The sequence below is a fragment of the Agaribacillus sp. DX54 genome (assembly GCF_056858335.1).
The window spans coordinates 1-14,067 of the sequence record NZ_JBXEQE010000035.1; the positions used below are offsets into that span (position 1 = coordinate 1).

Genomic DNA, 14,067 nt, shown 5'->3' on the forward strand with positions numbered 1-14,067 from the left:
GGATTAATTGTAACCTAAATCGCCACGGCAAAAAACTTGTTCTATGCCATATTTTGCTGACTTTTCTGGCAAGCTTGTTACAAGTTTTTCAATGGATGCAATTTAACCATCGTACTTCTTTTACATTGCACCCAATAATTCGCTATATACCACAGCGTGGCACTTATATCTATTTTAAAAACCTTAATCTAATGGATTTTTAATGAAATCCATATCAGTTTTAACGACATGTGTAAATTTCAGTGGTTTTGCTTGGTTGACGACCGGATAGTAGCTGTATATGTCTTCGAAATTAGCTTGAGTGGAAGTCCCTGATTAAACCTTAGTGGGGTGTCGCTTTCAGCTTCTATAGACGAGGCCAGCTTGTTGCAACTATTGTATTTCAGCCGATCCTTAATTCTTAGAAAGGATAAAAACAATAGTTGAGTAAACAATGAAAAGTATTTTAAACTCTAACGGGCATCGACCGCCCGGGAATTATATGTCTAACTAATTTCGAAGAAATACAACAAAGAAAAAGCCTACCTTCGCTCAAAGAGCTACGGCAGGCGAAGTCGGGATGACTGGCTCTCGATCGAACTTTTTCGTGGAGGACTTGAAAAGGTTGGAGAGGTATTTTGGGTTATTCGATTGATAAGTGTTAAGGTCGCCTTAATTTCGTTTTCCAGTAAAGCCAAATTCAGTACGATGGGATAGCATAGAGCTATCTAGGGTAGGTCCATGTTCATTTAAACAACCCGGATCACAGATCCTACATATTCGCCCTAAAAAATAAAAGGGTGTAGTTGCAAACACACACCCAGTTTTTTTCTTTTTGTAGAACATTACCGCCTAGTGGGGTTGTATAAAACCCTTTTTAAAATTTATACAACCTATTATTGTTATTATTAAAATGTTTGCAACCCGATAGGGTTATCAATATTTCATTCATCTTCTTATAGTATTTTCCTAACGTTCAACTAAAATGAGTATGCGTCCCATTTGCTAAAAGCATTGAGGTTTCCAGTTTGTAACGTCCTTTCTAATAGCTCAGGTCGCATATTCATTTTAGTGTTTGTTATGTTCTTTTTATTTCAGTTCGATAATAAATCGAACGAGTTCATGAATGGTTACGAATGGGTTTAGTTCCCAGATTGGGATTCCAGCGTCAATATCTACTTGTTTATTTCTCCTAAGCCTCTCAGCATTATTCTCAGCTTCTTCAAATTGATTTCCCAATATTGGGAGCAACCTTGTTTTTCCAGGTTCATAGTTATTAATGAAGTTTTCTCTAATAACATTCTTTACATCATCTCCATTTGTAAAAGGTTTTGCCGAGTATTGAAAGTGAATTAGAAACCAGAATTCAATATTAAAGCTTGAGTAGGCTATGTTAATCTTATTGGATTCTGCTTTAATAAATGCTCTATCTCTATTAGGTAGGTTATCATGGTCGAAAACCACCCATATGTGGTCATATAGTGCGCCTTCGTTTTTTGCTTTTTGTTTCCTTCTAATCGTTTCATTGACAAGATTGAGAGGGTCATTTCTTTTGAAATGTTCAACATCTATTTGAATTCCTCGCTGTTTTTCACGAGGCAATTCATTCTTTATTTCTAACAGGTAATTCCTCTCTGTTTGTCCCTCACATAAGATCAAGATTTTTAGATTGAGCTTCCTTGATTTTCTTGATCTTGCCACTCTAAAATGTCATTTCCAATTCATTAATAATTGGAGTTGCACCGAATTTTCCGCTATCATACCATTTATCGTAAGGGACATTTGGGCGGACTCCACTAATATCAGCCATGCTAAATAAATCAGTTTCTCCTCTTTCATTCTTTTCTGCGAACCAAATCTGATCACGCCTAAAAATATCGCTATCAAGTTGTGAAAGATCATGAGTAGCAAAGATTAATTGGGCGTTTTTTTCATTAATTGAAGGATTGTGAAAGAGTTTAATAAGTGATTTTGTTATGTGGGGATGTAGATTTTTTTCAAATTCATCCACTACGAGAATTGTACCATCCTCAAAAGCATCAAGAATGATTCCCGTTAGCATAAATAAGCTTTGAGTTCCCTTAGATTCTTCGCTCTTATCAAACTCTGTCTCTCCAACTATAGTATCGTTCTCATAGACATTGTGAACAGCCTTGATTTTGTATTTGTAGTCATCTTTTATTTTCTCAACTACAGAATCGGGTATATCCTCGGGGAGTGGGCTCTTCTCCCAATCAATCACCTCTGACTTCACCTTTGAGATACCTGTATCAAGAGCACAGATGATTCGATTGAATTTCTCATTGAAATCAGTGTCTTCAGGATCTGCCAACCTTTCTGCATATAGCTGCTGGATTCTGCTTTCATGGAAATCTTTAAAGAACGGATAGGATGCTAGTTTTTCTTTGAAAAAATTAAAGACAGGAATTAATACTTCAACGTTATCAAGAACTGCCTTTGATAAGAACAGTTGATTTGGAAGAAGCTTCTTTTCAATCGACTTACGGTCGCCTTTGTAATGTTCACCAAAAGCAATAGGCTTGTCAATTATTCTTGAGTAAATAACCGATGGCTGCCTTTTTGGCCGGAACACTAACTCTTCTCGAGTAATTGTATTTTTCTTGAATTCTAAAAATAGAGAGTAAAGAATATCATCAATATAAAAGTCGAGCTCAAACTTGACTGGTTGATTCTTGGTTGACCTGTCCAGAAGGTAGGGCTCATATGGCCCAATTTCTTCATTCGGTTCAAATTTTGCACTTCTGAGAACAAGAAAGTCAATTGCCGAAAAAGCCATAAGAATATTACTTTTCCCTGAGGCATTTGGGCCATATATGACTGATGTTTTTAGAAGCTTTTTTTTGTGAACTTCAACTACGTTGTTGTAATGCTCTTTGAATGTTGTTGCTTCAAAGGAGAATTCCACTCGATTCTTAATCGATCTGAAGTTCTCTATGGCAATTCTTGATAGCATTTCTTTGTATTAATAGGTTTCTAATGCTAATAACGCAAAAAAAATGCAAATAGTTTATTAATTCCCTATGATTATTTTTCGTATTGTTACGTTCTGTAGAAATTGAACATAACATTTGGCCATACACCACAATGTGGTGCTTATATTTATTTTATCAAAACCTTAATCTAATGGATTTTTGATAAAATTCGTATCGGTATTGGCTACATGGGTGTATATTTCGGTGGTTTTGCTGGAGTTATGTACTAATAGCACCTGGATATCTCTTAAGCTTACACCATCTTCCAGTAAATGGGTAGCAAACGAATGTCGTAATGTACATGCGCTTATTTTCTTAATAATATTCAATTTCTTCACGGACCTCTATCGGGCATCACCCGACGTAGCCCGCCCAGGGAATTAAAAGCAAAACAAATTTCTGGAGGTATTCAAAAAAGAAGCCCGCCTCCGCTCTATGAGCTATGGCGGGCTACGTCGGGGCGGCAGGATTCGAACCTGCGGCCCCCTGCTCCCAAAGCAGGTGCGCTAACCGGACTGCGCCACGCCCCGAAATTGAGTGTGAGTTTGGGTTTGAGAGTGAGTGTGAGTGTTATTTTGTGTTGCGGAAGAGGGAGAGGAGCATTTTTGAGATTTCTTCGTAGCCTGAATAGAATTGGACGTATTGACTTTTGTTCAAAATTTTCAGGTCGAATAGCACTTTTACCATTGATACACATTCAAAGACCGAACCTCTTGCCATTGTGTAAAAGTGTTTTTTATCTGCCTTGCTAACTCTTCCTACACCCTCGGCAATATTTAAAACAACACCCAGCGACGCCCTCTTGAGCTGATCCTTCATATAAGGATCCAAATCTTTTTCCACATACAATAACCTAAGAATACTTACAGTCAAAGCATGCGCCTTCCTATAAACCTCTAACCTCTCAAAATCAAACATCCATATAAACCCTTCCCCCAACCCCAAAATTTCCTCACACTCACACTCACTCCCAAACTCACACTCAATTCGCGGAGAGGGGGGGATTCGAACCCCCGGTACACTATTACGCGTACGACAGTTTAGCAAACTGCTGGTTTAAGCCACTCACCCACCTCTCCTTGCTTATCGCTTACCGAAAAGTGATGCAAATATAGCACAACCTCCCCAAGATAACCAAGTCTATTCTGAAAAATATTTACCTTCTCAAAGCGGTTATTTTTCGCATATTTAACTTTATTTAACAATAAATATCAAAACACCCTTCAACCCTTCAAAGCCCTTTCCTATATTTGTTTTTCAGGTATCGTGTTAAACTAGATTTCAGGCATGGTCTGGACTAATTCTATAGGACTTTTAGAGGGTATATTTATCGGCGCCTTTGTGGTGTTTTATGGTATTTACCTGTTTAAGGTAATCAGTGCTGCCAGAAGGTTGAAGTCTTCGTTTTATGCGGTATTTTATAAGGTGGCGATCAGGATGCTTTTCTTTACGCTGCTGATTGTAGCGCTGCTGGGACCATCTTTCGGGGAGTCCATCAAAGAAGTCAAAGTGATTGGAAAAGACATTTACTTTGCGGTCGACCTGTCAGGCTCTATGAATGCTTTTGACATTCAGCCCACGAGGCTGGAAAAAATAAAATTCGAGCTTAAAACCATTGTCGACAACTTCAACTCTGACCGGATGGGACTGATCATCTTTTCGTCGGAGGCGTTTGTACAATGCCCGCTGACGTATGATCAAAGTGCTTTTAACCTGTTTCTGGAGACGTTGAACACAGGACTGGTGCCGAATGCCGGCACGGATTTCGGGGCGCCCCTGAAAACTGCGTTGAAGAAGTTTGAGGAAGAAAAGGATTCTGGCCCCTCGACGCAGCAAAAATCAGAAATAATTATCCTGATCAGTGACGGGGAAGATTTTGGGGAAGAAACCGTGGAGGTAGCCAAGGATATAGAAAAACAAGGCATTAAATTGTATACCTTGGGGGTAGGCACAGAAAGGGGCAGTAAAATCAGGACGAGAGGTGGTTTTAAAAGGGATAAAAACGGTCAGGAAATTATCACCAAACTCAACCCGTCTTCGTTGAAACAAATATCCAGCATTACCGGCGGAAAATACTTTGAGATCAACGATACCAAAAATGACGTCTCACGATTGATTAATACCATTGAAAATATTGAAGGGGATTTAAGGGATACAAAAAAAGTGGATGTATCGGCCAATAAATACTTTTACTTTTTGGGCCTTGCCCTTTTGTTGTTCCTGCTTGATTTTCTCACAAAGTTTAAAACTTTAAGAATATGAAATTATATCTGGTCGCTTTCGTATTGCTGGCGCTGGACCCTATCGGGAAACTGGATCGGGTAGCCAAACAAAATGCTTTAAAAAAAGAGGCTAAAGCGGCTTTTATGAACGAAGATTATAAAACTGCCATTGAGAAATACAGCTACCTGCACGACAGCTTAAATGTACGCGATGATAACATTTTATTGAACCTGGCCACCGCACAATACAAAGTGGCCGACTCAGCCAGTGCCTTGAGCAATTATCAAAAACTGACTTCCAGTGCCCACAAAAACGTTCAATCCATTGCCTATCAGCAATTGGGTGTCATGAACAATACCCCACAAAAACAACAGGAGGCCCTGGATTACTTCAAAAAGGCCCTGAAGGCCGATCCTACCAATGAAGCGGCAAGATACAACTATGAGTTGCTTAAAAAGTTGATGAAAGAGCAGGAAAATCAGCAGGATCAACAAAATAAAGACGACAAAAACAAAGATCAGCAGGACAAAAAAGAGCAGGAAAAACAGGAGCAGGAAAAAGACGAAAAGGAGCAGCAGGAAAAAGAGCAGCAGGAGCAGGGAAAAGGAGATAAACAAGACCAGGAACAAAAAGACCAACAGCAAAAAGATCAGCAACAAAAAGATCAGGAGCAGCAGGAGCAAAGTCAGGAGCAACAGGATGCTGATGAAAAAAAAGACAAAGAGCAAAAAGAAGGTCAGGCGGAACAGGAACAAAGTGAAGGAAAAAAAGAGGAAAAAGAGGAAATTCCCCCCTCTACGTACAAAAAACTGCAGGAAATGAAAATCAGCCCTGAGAAGGCCAAAATGATCCTGGAAGCCATGAAAAACCAGGAAGTACAATACATCCAGCAGAACAAAAAGAAAGCCCGTACCCGGGCAAAAAATGATAAGCCGGATTGGTAGATTCTTGCTGTAATGATTTACTTTTACAGCAAGAATCGATAATCAACAATAACTCAAAAGATTTCTATATGAAAGAAGTATATATCATAGCTGCCGTACGAACACCGATTGGCAGCTTCGGGGGCGTTTTGTCCGGATTTACGGCGGTTCAACTGGGTGCTAAAGCGATCAGCGGGGCGTTGGAGAAAGCTGGTGTGGATGCCGGTGAGGTGGATGAAGTATTTTTTGGCAATGTCATCTCAGCCAACCTGGGCCAGGCGCCGGCGCGTCAGGCTGCTGTGGAAGCCGGCATAGGTTATCATGTTCCCTGTACTACGGTCAATAAGGTTTGCTCGTCGGGGATGAAATCAGTCATGTTTGGGGCGCAGTCAATCATGCTGGGACAGGGCGATGTCATTGTCACGGGTGGCATGGAAAGCATGTCTAACGTTCCGTTTTACATTCCAAAAGCCAGATTTGGCTACAAATATGGGAATGGTGAAATAATCGACGGCTTACACAAGGATGGCTTGTATGAAGTGTACTACAAATTTCCCATGGGAAATTGTGCTGACAACACGGCGAAAGAGATGGGGATATCCAGGGAGCAACAGGACGAATATGCGGTTAATTCATATAAAAGGGCCGCCACTGCTACCGAAGCTGGATATTTCAAAAACGAAATTATTCCGGTAGAAGTGCCTCAACGAAAAGGTGACCCATTGGTTATCTCAGAAGATGAAGAGTATAAAAATGTGAAATTTGAAAAGATTGCTCAGCTAAAACCCGCATTTTCAAAAGAAGGAACCGTTACCGCTGCCAACGCCTCTACCATTAATGACGGAGCGGCGGCCGTTATATTGATGAGCAAGGAAAAGGCTGAGGCACTCGGTATAAAACCGCTGGCACGTATCAGAGGCTTTGCCGATGCTGCCCAGGATCCGATTTGGTTTACCACCTCCCCTTCCCTGGCCATTCCCAAAGCGATGAAAATGGCCGGAGTAGAAGCTGGCGATGTAAATTATTATGAGATCAACGAGGCCTTTTCTGCTGTAGCATTGGCGAATAATATAAAACTGGAACTGGAGGCAGACAAGGTAAATGTTTTTGGCGGAGCGGTGTCGTTGGGACATCCGCTGGGAGCTTCGGGGGCGCGTATCCTTACCACGTTAAACAGCGTATTGGACAATAAAGACGCCACGGTAGGTGTGGCCGGTATTTGTAATGGTGGTGGTGGGGCTTCTGCCATGGTCATTGAAAAGGTATAAAGCACTGTCTAAAATAAATTCAAAGGCCTTACGTTTTTCGTAAGGCTACAGTTTTTTACTTCGGCTGTAATTGTTACTTTTTATGCAGATGATAGTCATGTTGCCTCGAAAAATAATCCTCATACCGACCGTCATATTTCTCCTGACAAACGTGGCTTATGCTCAATCCAAAGTAGTCACTTATCATGACGTGTCCCGCAGTCAGATCAAGGAATCTTACTTTATTCTGGGTAATGACAGCAGCCAGGTGGACGGCCCTTATGTCAAATACTATCCGGATGGCACAGTAGAGCTAACAGGCAATTTTGTCAAAGGACAGAAGGTGGGCGCATTTCAGGAATATTATGCCAACGGCATCAAAAAGCGCTTGCTGAACTTTGAAAACGGCCTTAAAAACGGAGAGATTACAGTTTGGGATGAAGCTGGCAATATCATTCAGAAAGGCCAATACCTCAATGACACCCTGAATAACACGTTGGTGGTCTATTATGACCACGGCCAGACCAAAAGTGAAACAAACTTTGTCAGGGGAAAACCCGAAGGGTTAATCAGGCAATACTATCCCTCCGGCGCTTTAAAAGAGGAGATTTATTACCAAAATGGCAAACCGGAAGGTGTGAGTAAAAGATACTATGAAAACGGTCAGCTAAAATCGGAAGCCAATTATAAAAAAGGACTGCTGGATGGTTACTTCAAAACTTACTTTCCCAATGGTCAGCTCGAGACCATCTCCAACCACACCGACGGCCTGAAATCAGGAGCATTTGAAAATTACAATGACAAAGGTATTCTTACACTTAAGGGTACCTACAAAACCATTACTGTCAATAAAAAATCCATCGGCGTCCTGGACGGTGACAACTTCGCATATTATGATGATGGAAGTAAAAAGCATGTTTTTCACTATAGTGACGGTCATCGCTACGGGGATAATTATACTTACTATCCTGACGGCCGTGTCAAAAGTGAAATAAAATATGACAACCACGAAAAAGACCGTATCATCAAAGAATTTCATGACAACGATAGCATTAAAAGCTTAAAGCAGTACAAAGAAGGCATGGCTACCGGAATATGGGAATATTATTACAATAGCGGTAAACTGAAAACCCGGGAAACCTATCTGAATGACAAGTTAAACGGGCTAAAATCCACTTATGATGAAGAAGGCAATCTCCAAAGTGAGGAGCCCTATACAAACAACCTGATTATTGGGGTTGCAAAGACTTTTTTCCCTTCGGGAGCTGTTAAAAGCGAGACACCCCATCATGTAAATAAAAAATCAGGCCAGCATATGTCTTACCATGACAATGGACAAACGGCGGTTAAAGGCAACTATATCGACAACAAAAAACATGGGCCCTGGGAGTTTTTTGACCCGGATGGTAATAAACTCAAAGTTATCGACTATAGCCGGGGCAAAAAAACAGGTGAAGAAATCTATAAAGAAAAATAACAGAAATCATCCAGTGTTTTTTTTATAGAAAGCAATCTTTAAATTTGCGGCATGGTGAATGAGGCAATTAAAGAAACAAATTATCATTTTAAAGGGCAGACAGATTTTTACCGGGGAAAGGTTCGTGATGTTTATTTCTTTGAAGATACCGTTGCCATGATTGCTACAGACAGAATATCGGCATTCGATGTGGTATTGCCCAAACCAATTCCCTACAAGGGACAGGTACTCAATCAGGTAGCTACCAAGTTTCTGATGGAGACCTGCGATATCGTTCCTAACTGGGTAAAATCAACGCCTGATCCTAACGTCACCATAGGAATCAAATGTGAGCCTTTTCTTGTTGAAATGGTAATCAGAGGCTATTTGGCCGGTCACGCCTGGCGGATATACCGGTCAGGAAAAAGAAAAATATGTGGTGTCGAATTGCCTGAGGGGTTAAAAGAAAACGACAAACTCCCAAAGCCGATCATCACGCCTACCACCAAGGCAAAGGAGGGGCATGATGAGGATATATCCAAACAGGATATCCTGGCGCAGGGCATTGTGTCAAAAGATGATTATGAGCAGCTTGAAAAATATACGTACGCATTGTTTGAGCGGGGTTCGGAAATCGCCAGACAGAATCACCTGATATTGGTTGATACAAAGTATGAATTTGGTAAATTTCAAGGGCAAATCTACCTGATTGACGAAATCCACACACCTGATTCTTCCAGGTATTTTTACCGGGAGGGTTACGAGGAAAGGCAGCGAAAAGGTGAAGCCCAAAAGCAGCTCTCCAAGGAATTTGTAAGACAGTGGCTGATAAGCAACGGTTTTCAGGGAAAACGCGGTCAGCAAATCCCCGAAATGAACGACAATTTGGTTGAGACAATCTCCGGCAGATATATAGAGTTATACGAAAGTGTGACCGGCGAGAAGTTTCAAAAACAGAATAATGAAGCCATTCTGAAAAGAATAGAAAAAAATATTAATCTAGCCTTAGAATAGCATGTAAGTCAGAAAAAATATGAAGATACTATTTTTGATTGTGCGAAAAGTTTATAAATTATATATCTGCAAATAACTTTCTTGCGCGTGCGCTTGAAATTGCAGGCATAAACCTGACCCTTCAAAAGGCTGGTGTGACCATTATAAAAAATATAACGATGAAATACTCAATTGAAAAAGAAGAAAAATATTGCCTTTTCGTATTGAACGAAAGCAAACTGGATACGACTGTTGCACCTAGCGTAAAATCCGAACTTTTAACCATTAATGCCGAAGGAATAAAAAACCTGATCCTCGACCTTTCACAGGTGAAATATACTGACTCATCAGGACTAAGTGCCATTTTGGTGGGTAACCGAATATTTAGTGAAAATGGTGGTGTGTTCATTCTGGCTAATCTGAACGATCACGTCATGAAATTAATCACCATTTCACAACTTGATAAAGTGTTGAACATACTGCCTACTGTGGAGGAATCGGTGGATGCCATCTTTATGCATGAAATTGAAAAAGACCTTAACAAGGAAGAGGACGAGGATCAGCACGCATAGTTAGGGGATTATAAGATGAGGGATAACATTTGGGATTTGAACTAAAAATACTGGGCGCAAATTCGGCCAAACCTGCTTACAACAGAAATCAGACATCGCAGTTACTGACAGTACAAAATGAATGGTTTTTAATAGATTGTGGTGAAGGCACTCAATTGCAATTAAATCACTACAAAATAAAGATCAGCAGGATCAAACACATTCTTATCAGCCACCTGCATGGAGACCATTTTTTCGGGCTGATTGGGTTAATCTCGACGATGCACCTGCAACGCCGGGCAACGGAGCTAAACCTTTACGGCCCTCCGGGATTAGCAGAGATCATTACCATGCAACTGAAGGTTTCAGGGACTGTGCTAAGCTACCCGCTGAATTTTAAGGAAATAAATCCTGATAAGGCCTGCTGTGTATTTGAAAATGACAAATTGACCATACAGACCATTCCTTTGAAGCATCGCATTCCATGTGCAGGGTTCCTTTTCCGGGAAAAAATCAAGCCGCGCAGGATTATAAAAGAAAAAATTCAAAAAGAATTTTCTCTGATTGACATGGTATCCCTGAAAAATGGCAAAGATATTGTCGATGAAAATGGTGGTATTATTTTCAAAAATGAAGATTACACCCTTCCTCCCAGAAAATCACGGTCCTATGCCTACTGTTCGGATACCCTGTATCATGAAGGCATTGTCCACCAGATCAGAGGAGTAGATTTGCTGTATCATGAGGCAACATTCCTAAGTGACAGGGAACAAAGGGCGAAAGAGACCTTTCACGCCACCGCACGCCAGGCAGCTTTAATTGCAAAAAAAGCGGATGTCGGACAACTACTCATCGGCCACTATTCATCCCGGTACAAGGATATTACCCCCTTCAGAACAGAAGCCAGAGAGGTTTTTGACAACACAATTTTGGCAATTGAAGGTGAAACCATTTATATTGAGGACTAACTTGAAATTAAGAAAAATTGACCACTAACGATCTCCCCAACAAGAAAAAAACCAATTTGTTCATCATCTTAAGTGGAATATTCCTGACCAATGCCATCATTGCCGAACTGATTGGGTCAAAAATATTCTCTTTGGAATCAACCTTCGGCTACCAGCCAGCCAACATACGCCTGTTAGGTGGTTTTGTGCTGGATTTTAACCTGACTGCAGGGGTAATCCTTTGGCCGGTCGTATTTCTTACAACCGATGTGATTAACGAATACTTTGGAAAAGAAGGAGTAAAAAAAATCAGCCTGCTTACTGTCGGCTTCATTGCCTATGGATTTGTGGTGATATACCTGGCTACAGTGCTGCCCCCCGCCCGGTTTTGGCTTGATATCTATGAGACCGACGGGGCGGGAAACCGGTTCGATATTAACTTTGCCTTCTCCACGGTGTTCAGGCAGGGTACGAGAATCATTTTTGCTTCATTGGTAGCCTTTCTCATCGGTCAGTTACTCGATGTGTTTGTTTTTCAACGATTGAGGAAAATGACCGGCAGCGGCATGATATGGTTGAGGGCAACGGGTTCCACACTGGTCTCCCAGTTAATGGACAGTTATGTGGTACTTTTCCTGGCTTTTTACGTTTTAGCGCCTCAGGATACCCGGTGGTCGGTAGCCCAGGTCTTATCTGTAGGGGTGATCAATTATATCTACAAATTCGTAGTAGCCATACTGCTCACCCCGTTGATCTATCTGGCCCATTATCTAATCGACAGGTATCTGGGAAAAAAAGAAGCACACACCATGGCCGACGAAGCCGCTGAAAAGAGTACAGGATTTTTTTAATGCGTCGGCAGGGTCTGTCATAACTCATTCACTCTGACCCTTTGCTCTTTCATATTATTGACCAGGATCTGATGATTCCCAATAATTGGGTAAAGTGTCTCCAGCTTTATTAAATAGTTTTTATCGATGATTTTGTAGTAAACCCGGCCTTCGGAATCCTTAAAATTCTCCTTCCGGCAGGCAAGTTCCATTGAATAATCCTGCAAATGAATAATCAGATTATTGTCACCGTCGCGCTTGTATCTACCTGTTAGCCAACGTTTTTCTTCAATGGTGGGGTTGCCCATACCCTCATCTTCATCTTGCAGAGTGCCATAGGCACACCTGTTATCATCAAAAAGAAATAAAATCCCGGATCTGAACGGGGACCGGTAATTGACAAACACAGCCCGTATCTTTAGCCGCCCGGCAGCATGGCTAAACCTGTCATTGTATCCGTGCCTTATGGTTTTATGAAACTTTTTATCGACAATAAAATATTGCTTTCTTCCCAGAAGGCTCAGGCGCTGGCATAAATCAATATCTTCATACCCATATCCTTCCATACTTTCATCAAATCCGCCAACAGTTTCAAAGTCTTCCCTGAAGCAGGCTATTCTTCCATAAGTATCTGAAAAGTTCATGAGGTTGTCTTTATAATTAACAGATAAGTAGCTATCCGGTTCGGTCTGAAAATGTCGGTTGACAAAAGCTGCAAAATCCGGTCCTGTAAAATTATCCGCGTCTACATTACAAACTATATCACCGGTTGCCAGCCGAAAGGCCATATTCCTCGAACGGCTCCGGTCAAAGTGATCGGGTGTATCAGTGCTTCCAAAGATCAATTTTCCTTTTTTAAGCTCCCTTGAAAAGTTTTCGTGAACCCAATCCGCTAAGCCATCGCCGGAATTGTAATCGAACAAAACAAATTCAAGGTTTTCGTAGCCGGTATTAGCGGCCATGTTGGCCGGTAATGTCTCCCTGATATGATGAAGACGATTCATGCTTACAGTGCAAAATGATATTTTAAGCAATGGTATCTCCGTTTTCGGCTGTAATATTTACTTGGGTGCCCGCTTCAGATACAACGGCAATGGCCTGGATTAATCCCTTGTGCGAAAGATCAATTTTATGGACAACATCCAATATAATCTCCCTGACAAAGTCCTGTATTTCTTTAGTGGTCTGCTCACCGGAAGTGGGTCTTTTCTTTTTTTCGATGATATTCAACCAATCACTCACGAAACCATCGATCATCCTGTTCGGCATCCGGTTTTGTTTGTTCACCTCATTCATATAGCGGTCAATCTCAGATGGCTGTTCCCGGTATATAGCTTTCCCCTGTTCAAAAAAACTGTCTACCAGATTTGCCTTGTCACCGGCCCGGTTTTTCAGGCCTTCTGTTAGCTGGTCAAAAACCGGCGTTATATGTATTCCATATTTCCGGTAAATGTAGCTTTGCAATATCGTCAGTATTTCAAGGAAAATACGAAATGTCAGGGAATCATGCCAGTTTTGTTCACCGGCCAGTTTTTTCAGGCAAAAAACAGAAAGTGAGGTATGGTAATCAAGATTTTTATGAACGCTATACATCCCCCCTGACTGAAAAGGGTTTTTATCCCAAAAATGGAGGGTATTGTACGGAAAATTCATAAACAACCGGTTCAATGGAAACCTGACCTCCGGTTGCTTTGCTTTATATGTTTCAAAAAAAGTATAAAAATGGTCTTTTATCAGTCTGACAGCTTTATCTGCCTCATCAAGGTGGAAGTACATGGTCACATTTTGCCCTTTGTACAGGCTGAAAAAATAAGAGAAGTTCCTGAGTTCACATGGATCGAGGAGCGGCAAAATTCCGGATTTGACCAGCAGGCAGCGCTGGTTATGCGGATAAAAAACCGAAAGTAACAATTGGTCCATGAAAT

The 14,067-nt window shown here is 41.1% G+C and carries 14 protein-coding genes and 2 tRNA genes; 8 read left to right on the top strand and 8 right to left on the bottom strand.

Annotation, left to right across the window (positions count from 1 at the left end; genetic code table 11):
• Positions 1-1,068: 1,068 nt before the first annotated feature.
• The 6 genes from AC04NP_RS25535 to AC04NP_RS25560 all read right to left on the bottom strand — a co-directional run bounded on the left by AC04NP_RS25535 (position 1,069) and on the right by AC04NP_RS25560 (position 4,051).
• Complete coding sequence (locus AC04NP_RS25535) at positions 1,069-1,680, bottom strand: RloB family protein (RefSeq protein ID WP_482862874.1); 612 nt, start codon at positions 1,678-1,680, stop codon at positions 1,069-1,071.
• Between the two features lies 1 nt (position 1,681).
• Complete coding sequence (locus AC04NP_RS25540) at positions 1,682-2,953, bottom strand: AAA family ATPase (RefSeq protein ID WP_482862875.1); 1,272 nt, start codon at positions 2,951-2,953, stop codon at positions 1,682-1,684.
• Between the two features lie 162 nt (positions 2,954-3,115).
• Entirely contained in the window at positions 3,116-3,310 is a 195-nt protein-coding gene (locus tag AC04NP_RS25545; protein WP_482862876.1) for a tyrosine-type recombinase/integrase, read from the bottom strand.
• A 117-nt stretch (positions 3,311-3,427) separates the two neighbouring features.
• A tRNA-Pro gene (locus tag AC04NP_RS25550) sits at positions 3,428-3,502 on the bottom strand.
• 40 nt (positions 3,503-3,542) lie between these two features.
• Entirely contained in the window at positions 3,543-3,917 is a 375-nt protein-coding gene (locus AC04NP_RS25555; protein ID WP_482862877.1) for a four helix bundle protein, read from the bottom strand.
• Between the two features lie 45 nt (positions 3,918-3,962).
• Positions 3,963-4,051: transfer RNA gene (locus AC04NP_RS25560), tRNA-Ser, on the bottom strand.
• 208 nt (positions 4,052-4,259) lie between these two features.
• Between AC04NP_RS25560 and AC04NP_RS25565 the strand changes: the two genes are divergently transcribed.
• From AC04NP_RS25565 to AC04NP_RS25600, 8 genes are all read left to right on the top strand, one after another.
• Entirely contained in the window at positions 4,260-5,234 is a 975-nt protein-coding gene (locus AC04NP_RS25565) for a vWA domain-containing protein (protein ID WP_482862878.1), read from the top strand.
• A complete protein-coding gene (locus tag AC04NP_RS25570) occupies positions 5,231-6,139 on the top strand; it encodes a hypothetical protein (protein WP_482862880.1) in 909 nt (302 codons plus the stop codon). Before AC04NP_RS25565 ends, AC04NP_RS25570 begins: the two co-directional genes overlap by 4 nt.
• 68 nt (positions 6,140-6,207) lie before the next feature.
• A complete protein-coding gene (locus AC04NP_RS25575; protein ID WP_482862882.1) occupies positions 6,208-7,386 on the top strand; it encodes an acetyl-CoA C-acyltransferase in 1,179 nt (392 codons plus the stop codon).
• Between the two features lie 82 nt (positions 7,387-7,468).
• A complete protein-coding gene (locus AC04NP_RS25580) occupies positions 7,469-8,842 on the top strand; it encodes a toxin-antitoxin system YwqK family antitoxin (RefSeq protein ID WP_482862883.1) in 1,374 nt (457 codons plus the stop codon).
• A gap of 51 nt (positions 8,843-8,893) precedes the next feature.
• Positions 8,894-9,835: a phosphoribosylaminoimidazolesuccinocarboxamide synthase gene (locus AC04NP_RS25585; protein ID WP_482862885.1), complete on the top strand. Its 942-nt coding sequence runs from the start codon at positions 8,894-8,896 to the stop codon at positions 9,833-9,835.
• Positions 9,836-9,993: 158 nt separating this feature from the next.
• The gene (locus tag AC04NP_RS25590; protein WP_482862887.1) at positions 9,994-10,386 is read left to right on the top strand and encodes an STAS domain-containing protein; all 393 of its coding nucleotides are present in this window, start codon (positions 9,994-9,996) and stop codon (positions 10,384-10,386) included.
• A gap of 29 nt (positions 10,387-10,415) precedes the next feature.
• On the top strand, positions 10,416-11,333 hold the full coding sequence (locus tag AC04NP_RS25595) for a ribonuclease Z (RefSeq protein ID WP_482862889.1): 918 nt from the start codon (positions 10,416-10,418) through the stop codon (positions 11,331-11,333).
• Positions 11,334-11,350: 17 nt separating this feature from the next.
• Entirely contained in the window at positions 11,351-12,163 is an 813-nt protein-coding gene (locus AC04NP_RS25600; RefSeq protein ID WP_482862891.1) for a queuosine precursor transporter, read from the top strand.
• Positions 12,164-12,180: 17 nt separating this feature from the next.
• Here the strand turns inward: AC04NP_RS25600 and AC04NP_RS25605 are convergent, their stop codons facing one another.
• A complete protein-coding gene (locus tag AC04NP_RS25605) occupies positions 12,181-13,176 on the bottom strand; it encodes a glycosyltransferase family 2 protein (protein WP_482862893.1) in 996 nt (331 codons plus the stop codon).
• Positions 13,169-14,062 (bottom strand): hypothetical protein, encoded by an 894-nt coding sequence (locus tag AC04NP_RS25610; RefSeq protein WP_482862894.1) that lies wholly within the window; start codon positions 14,060-14,062, stop codon positions 13,169-13,171. Before AC04NP_RS25610 ends, AC04NP_RS25605 begins: the two co-directional genes overlap by 8 nt.
• Between the last annotated feature and the right edge of the window lie 5 nt (positions 14,063-14,067).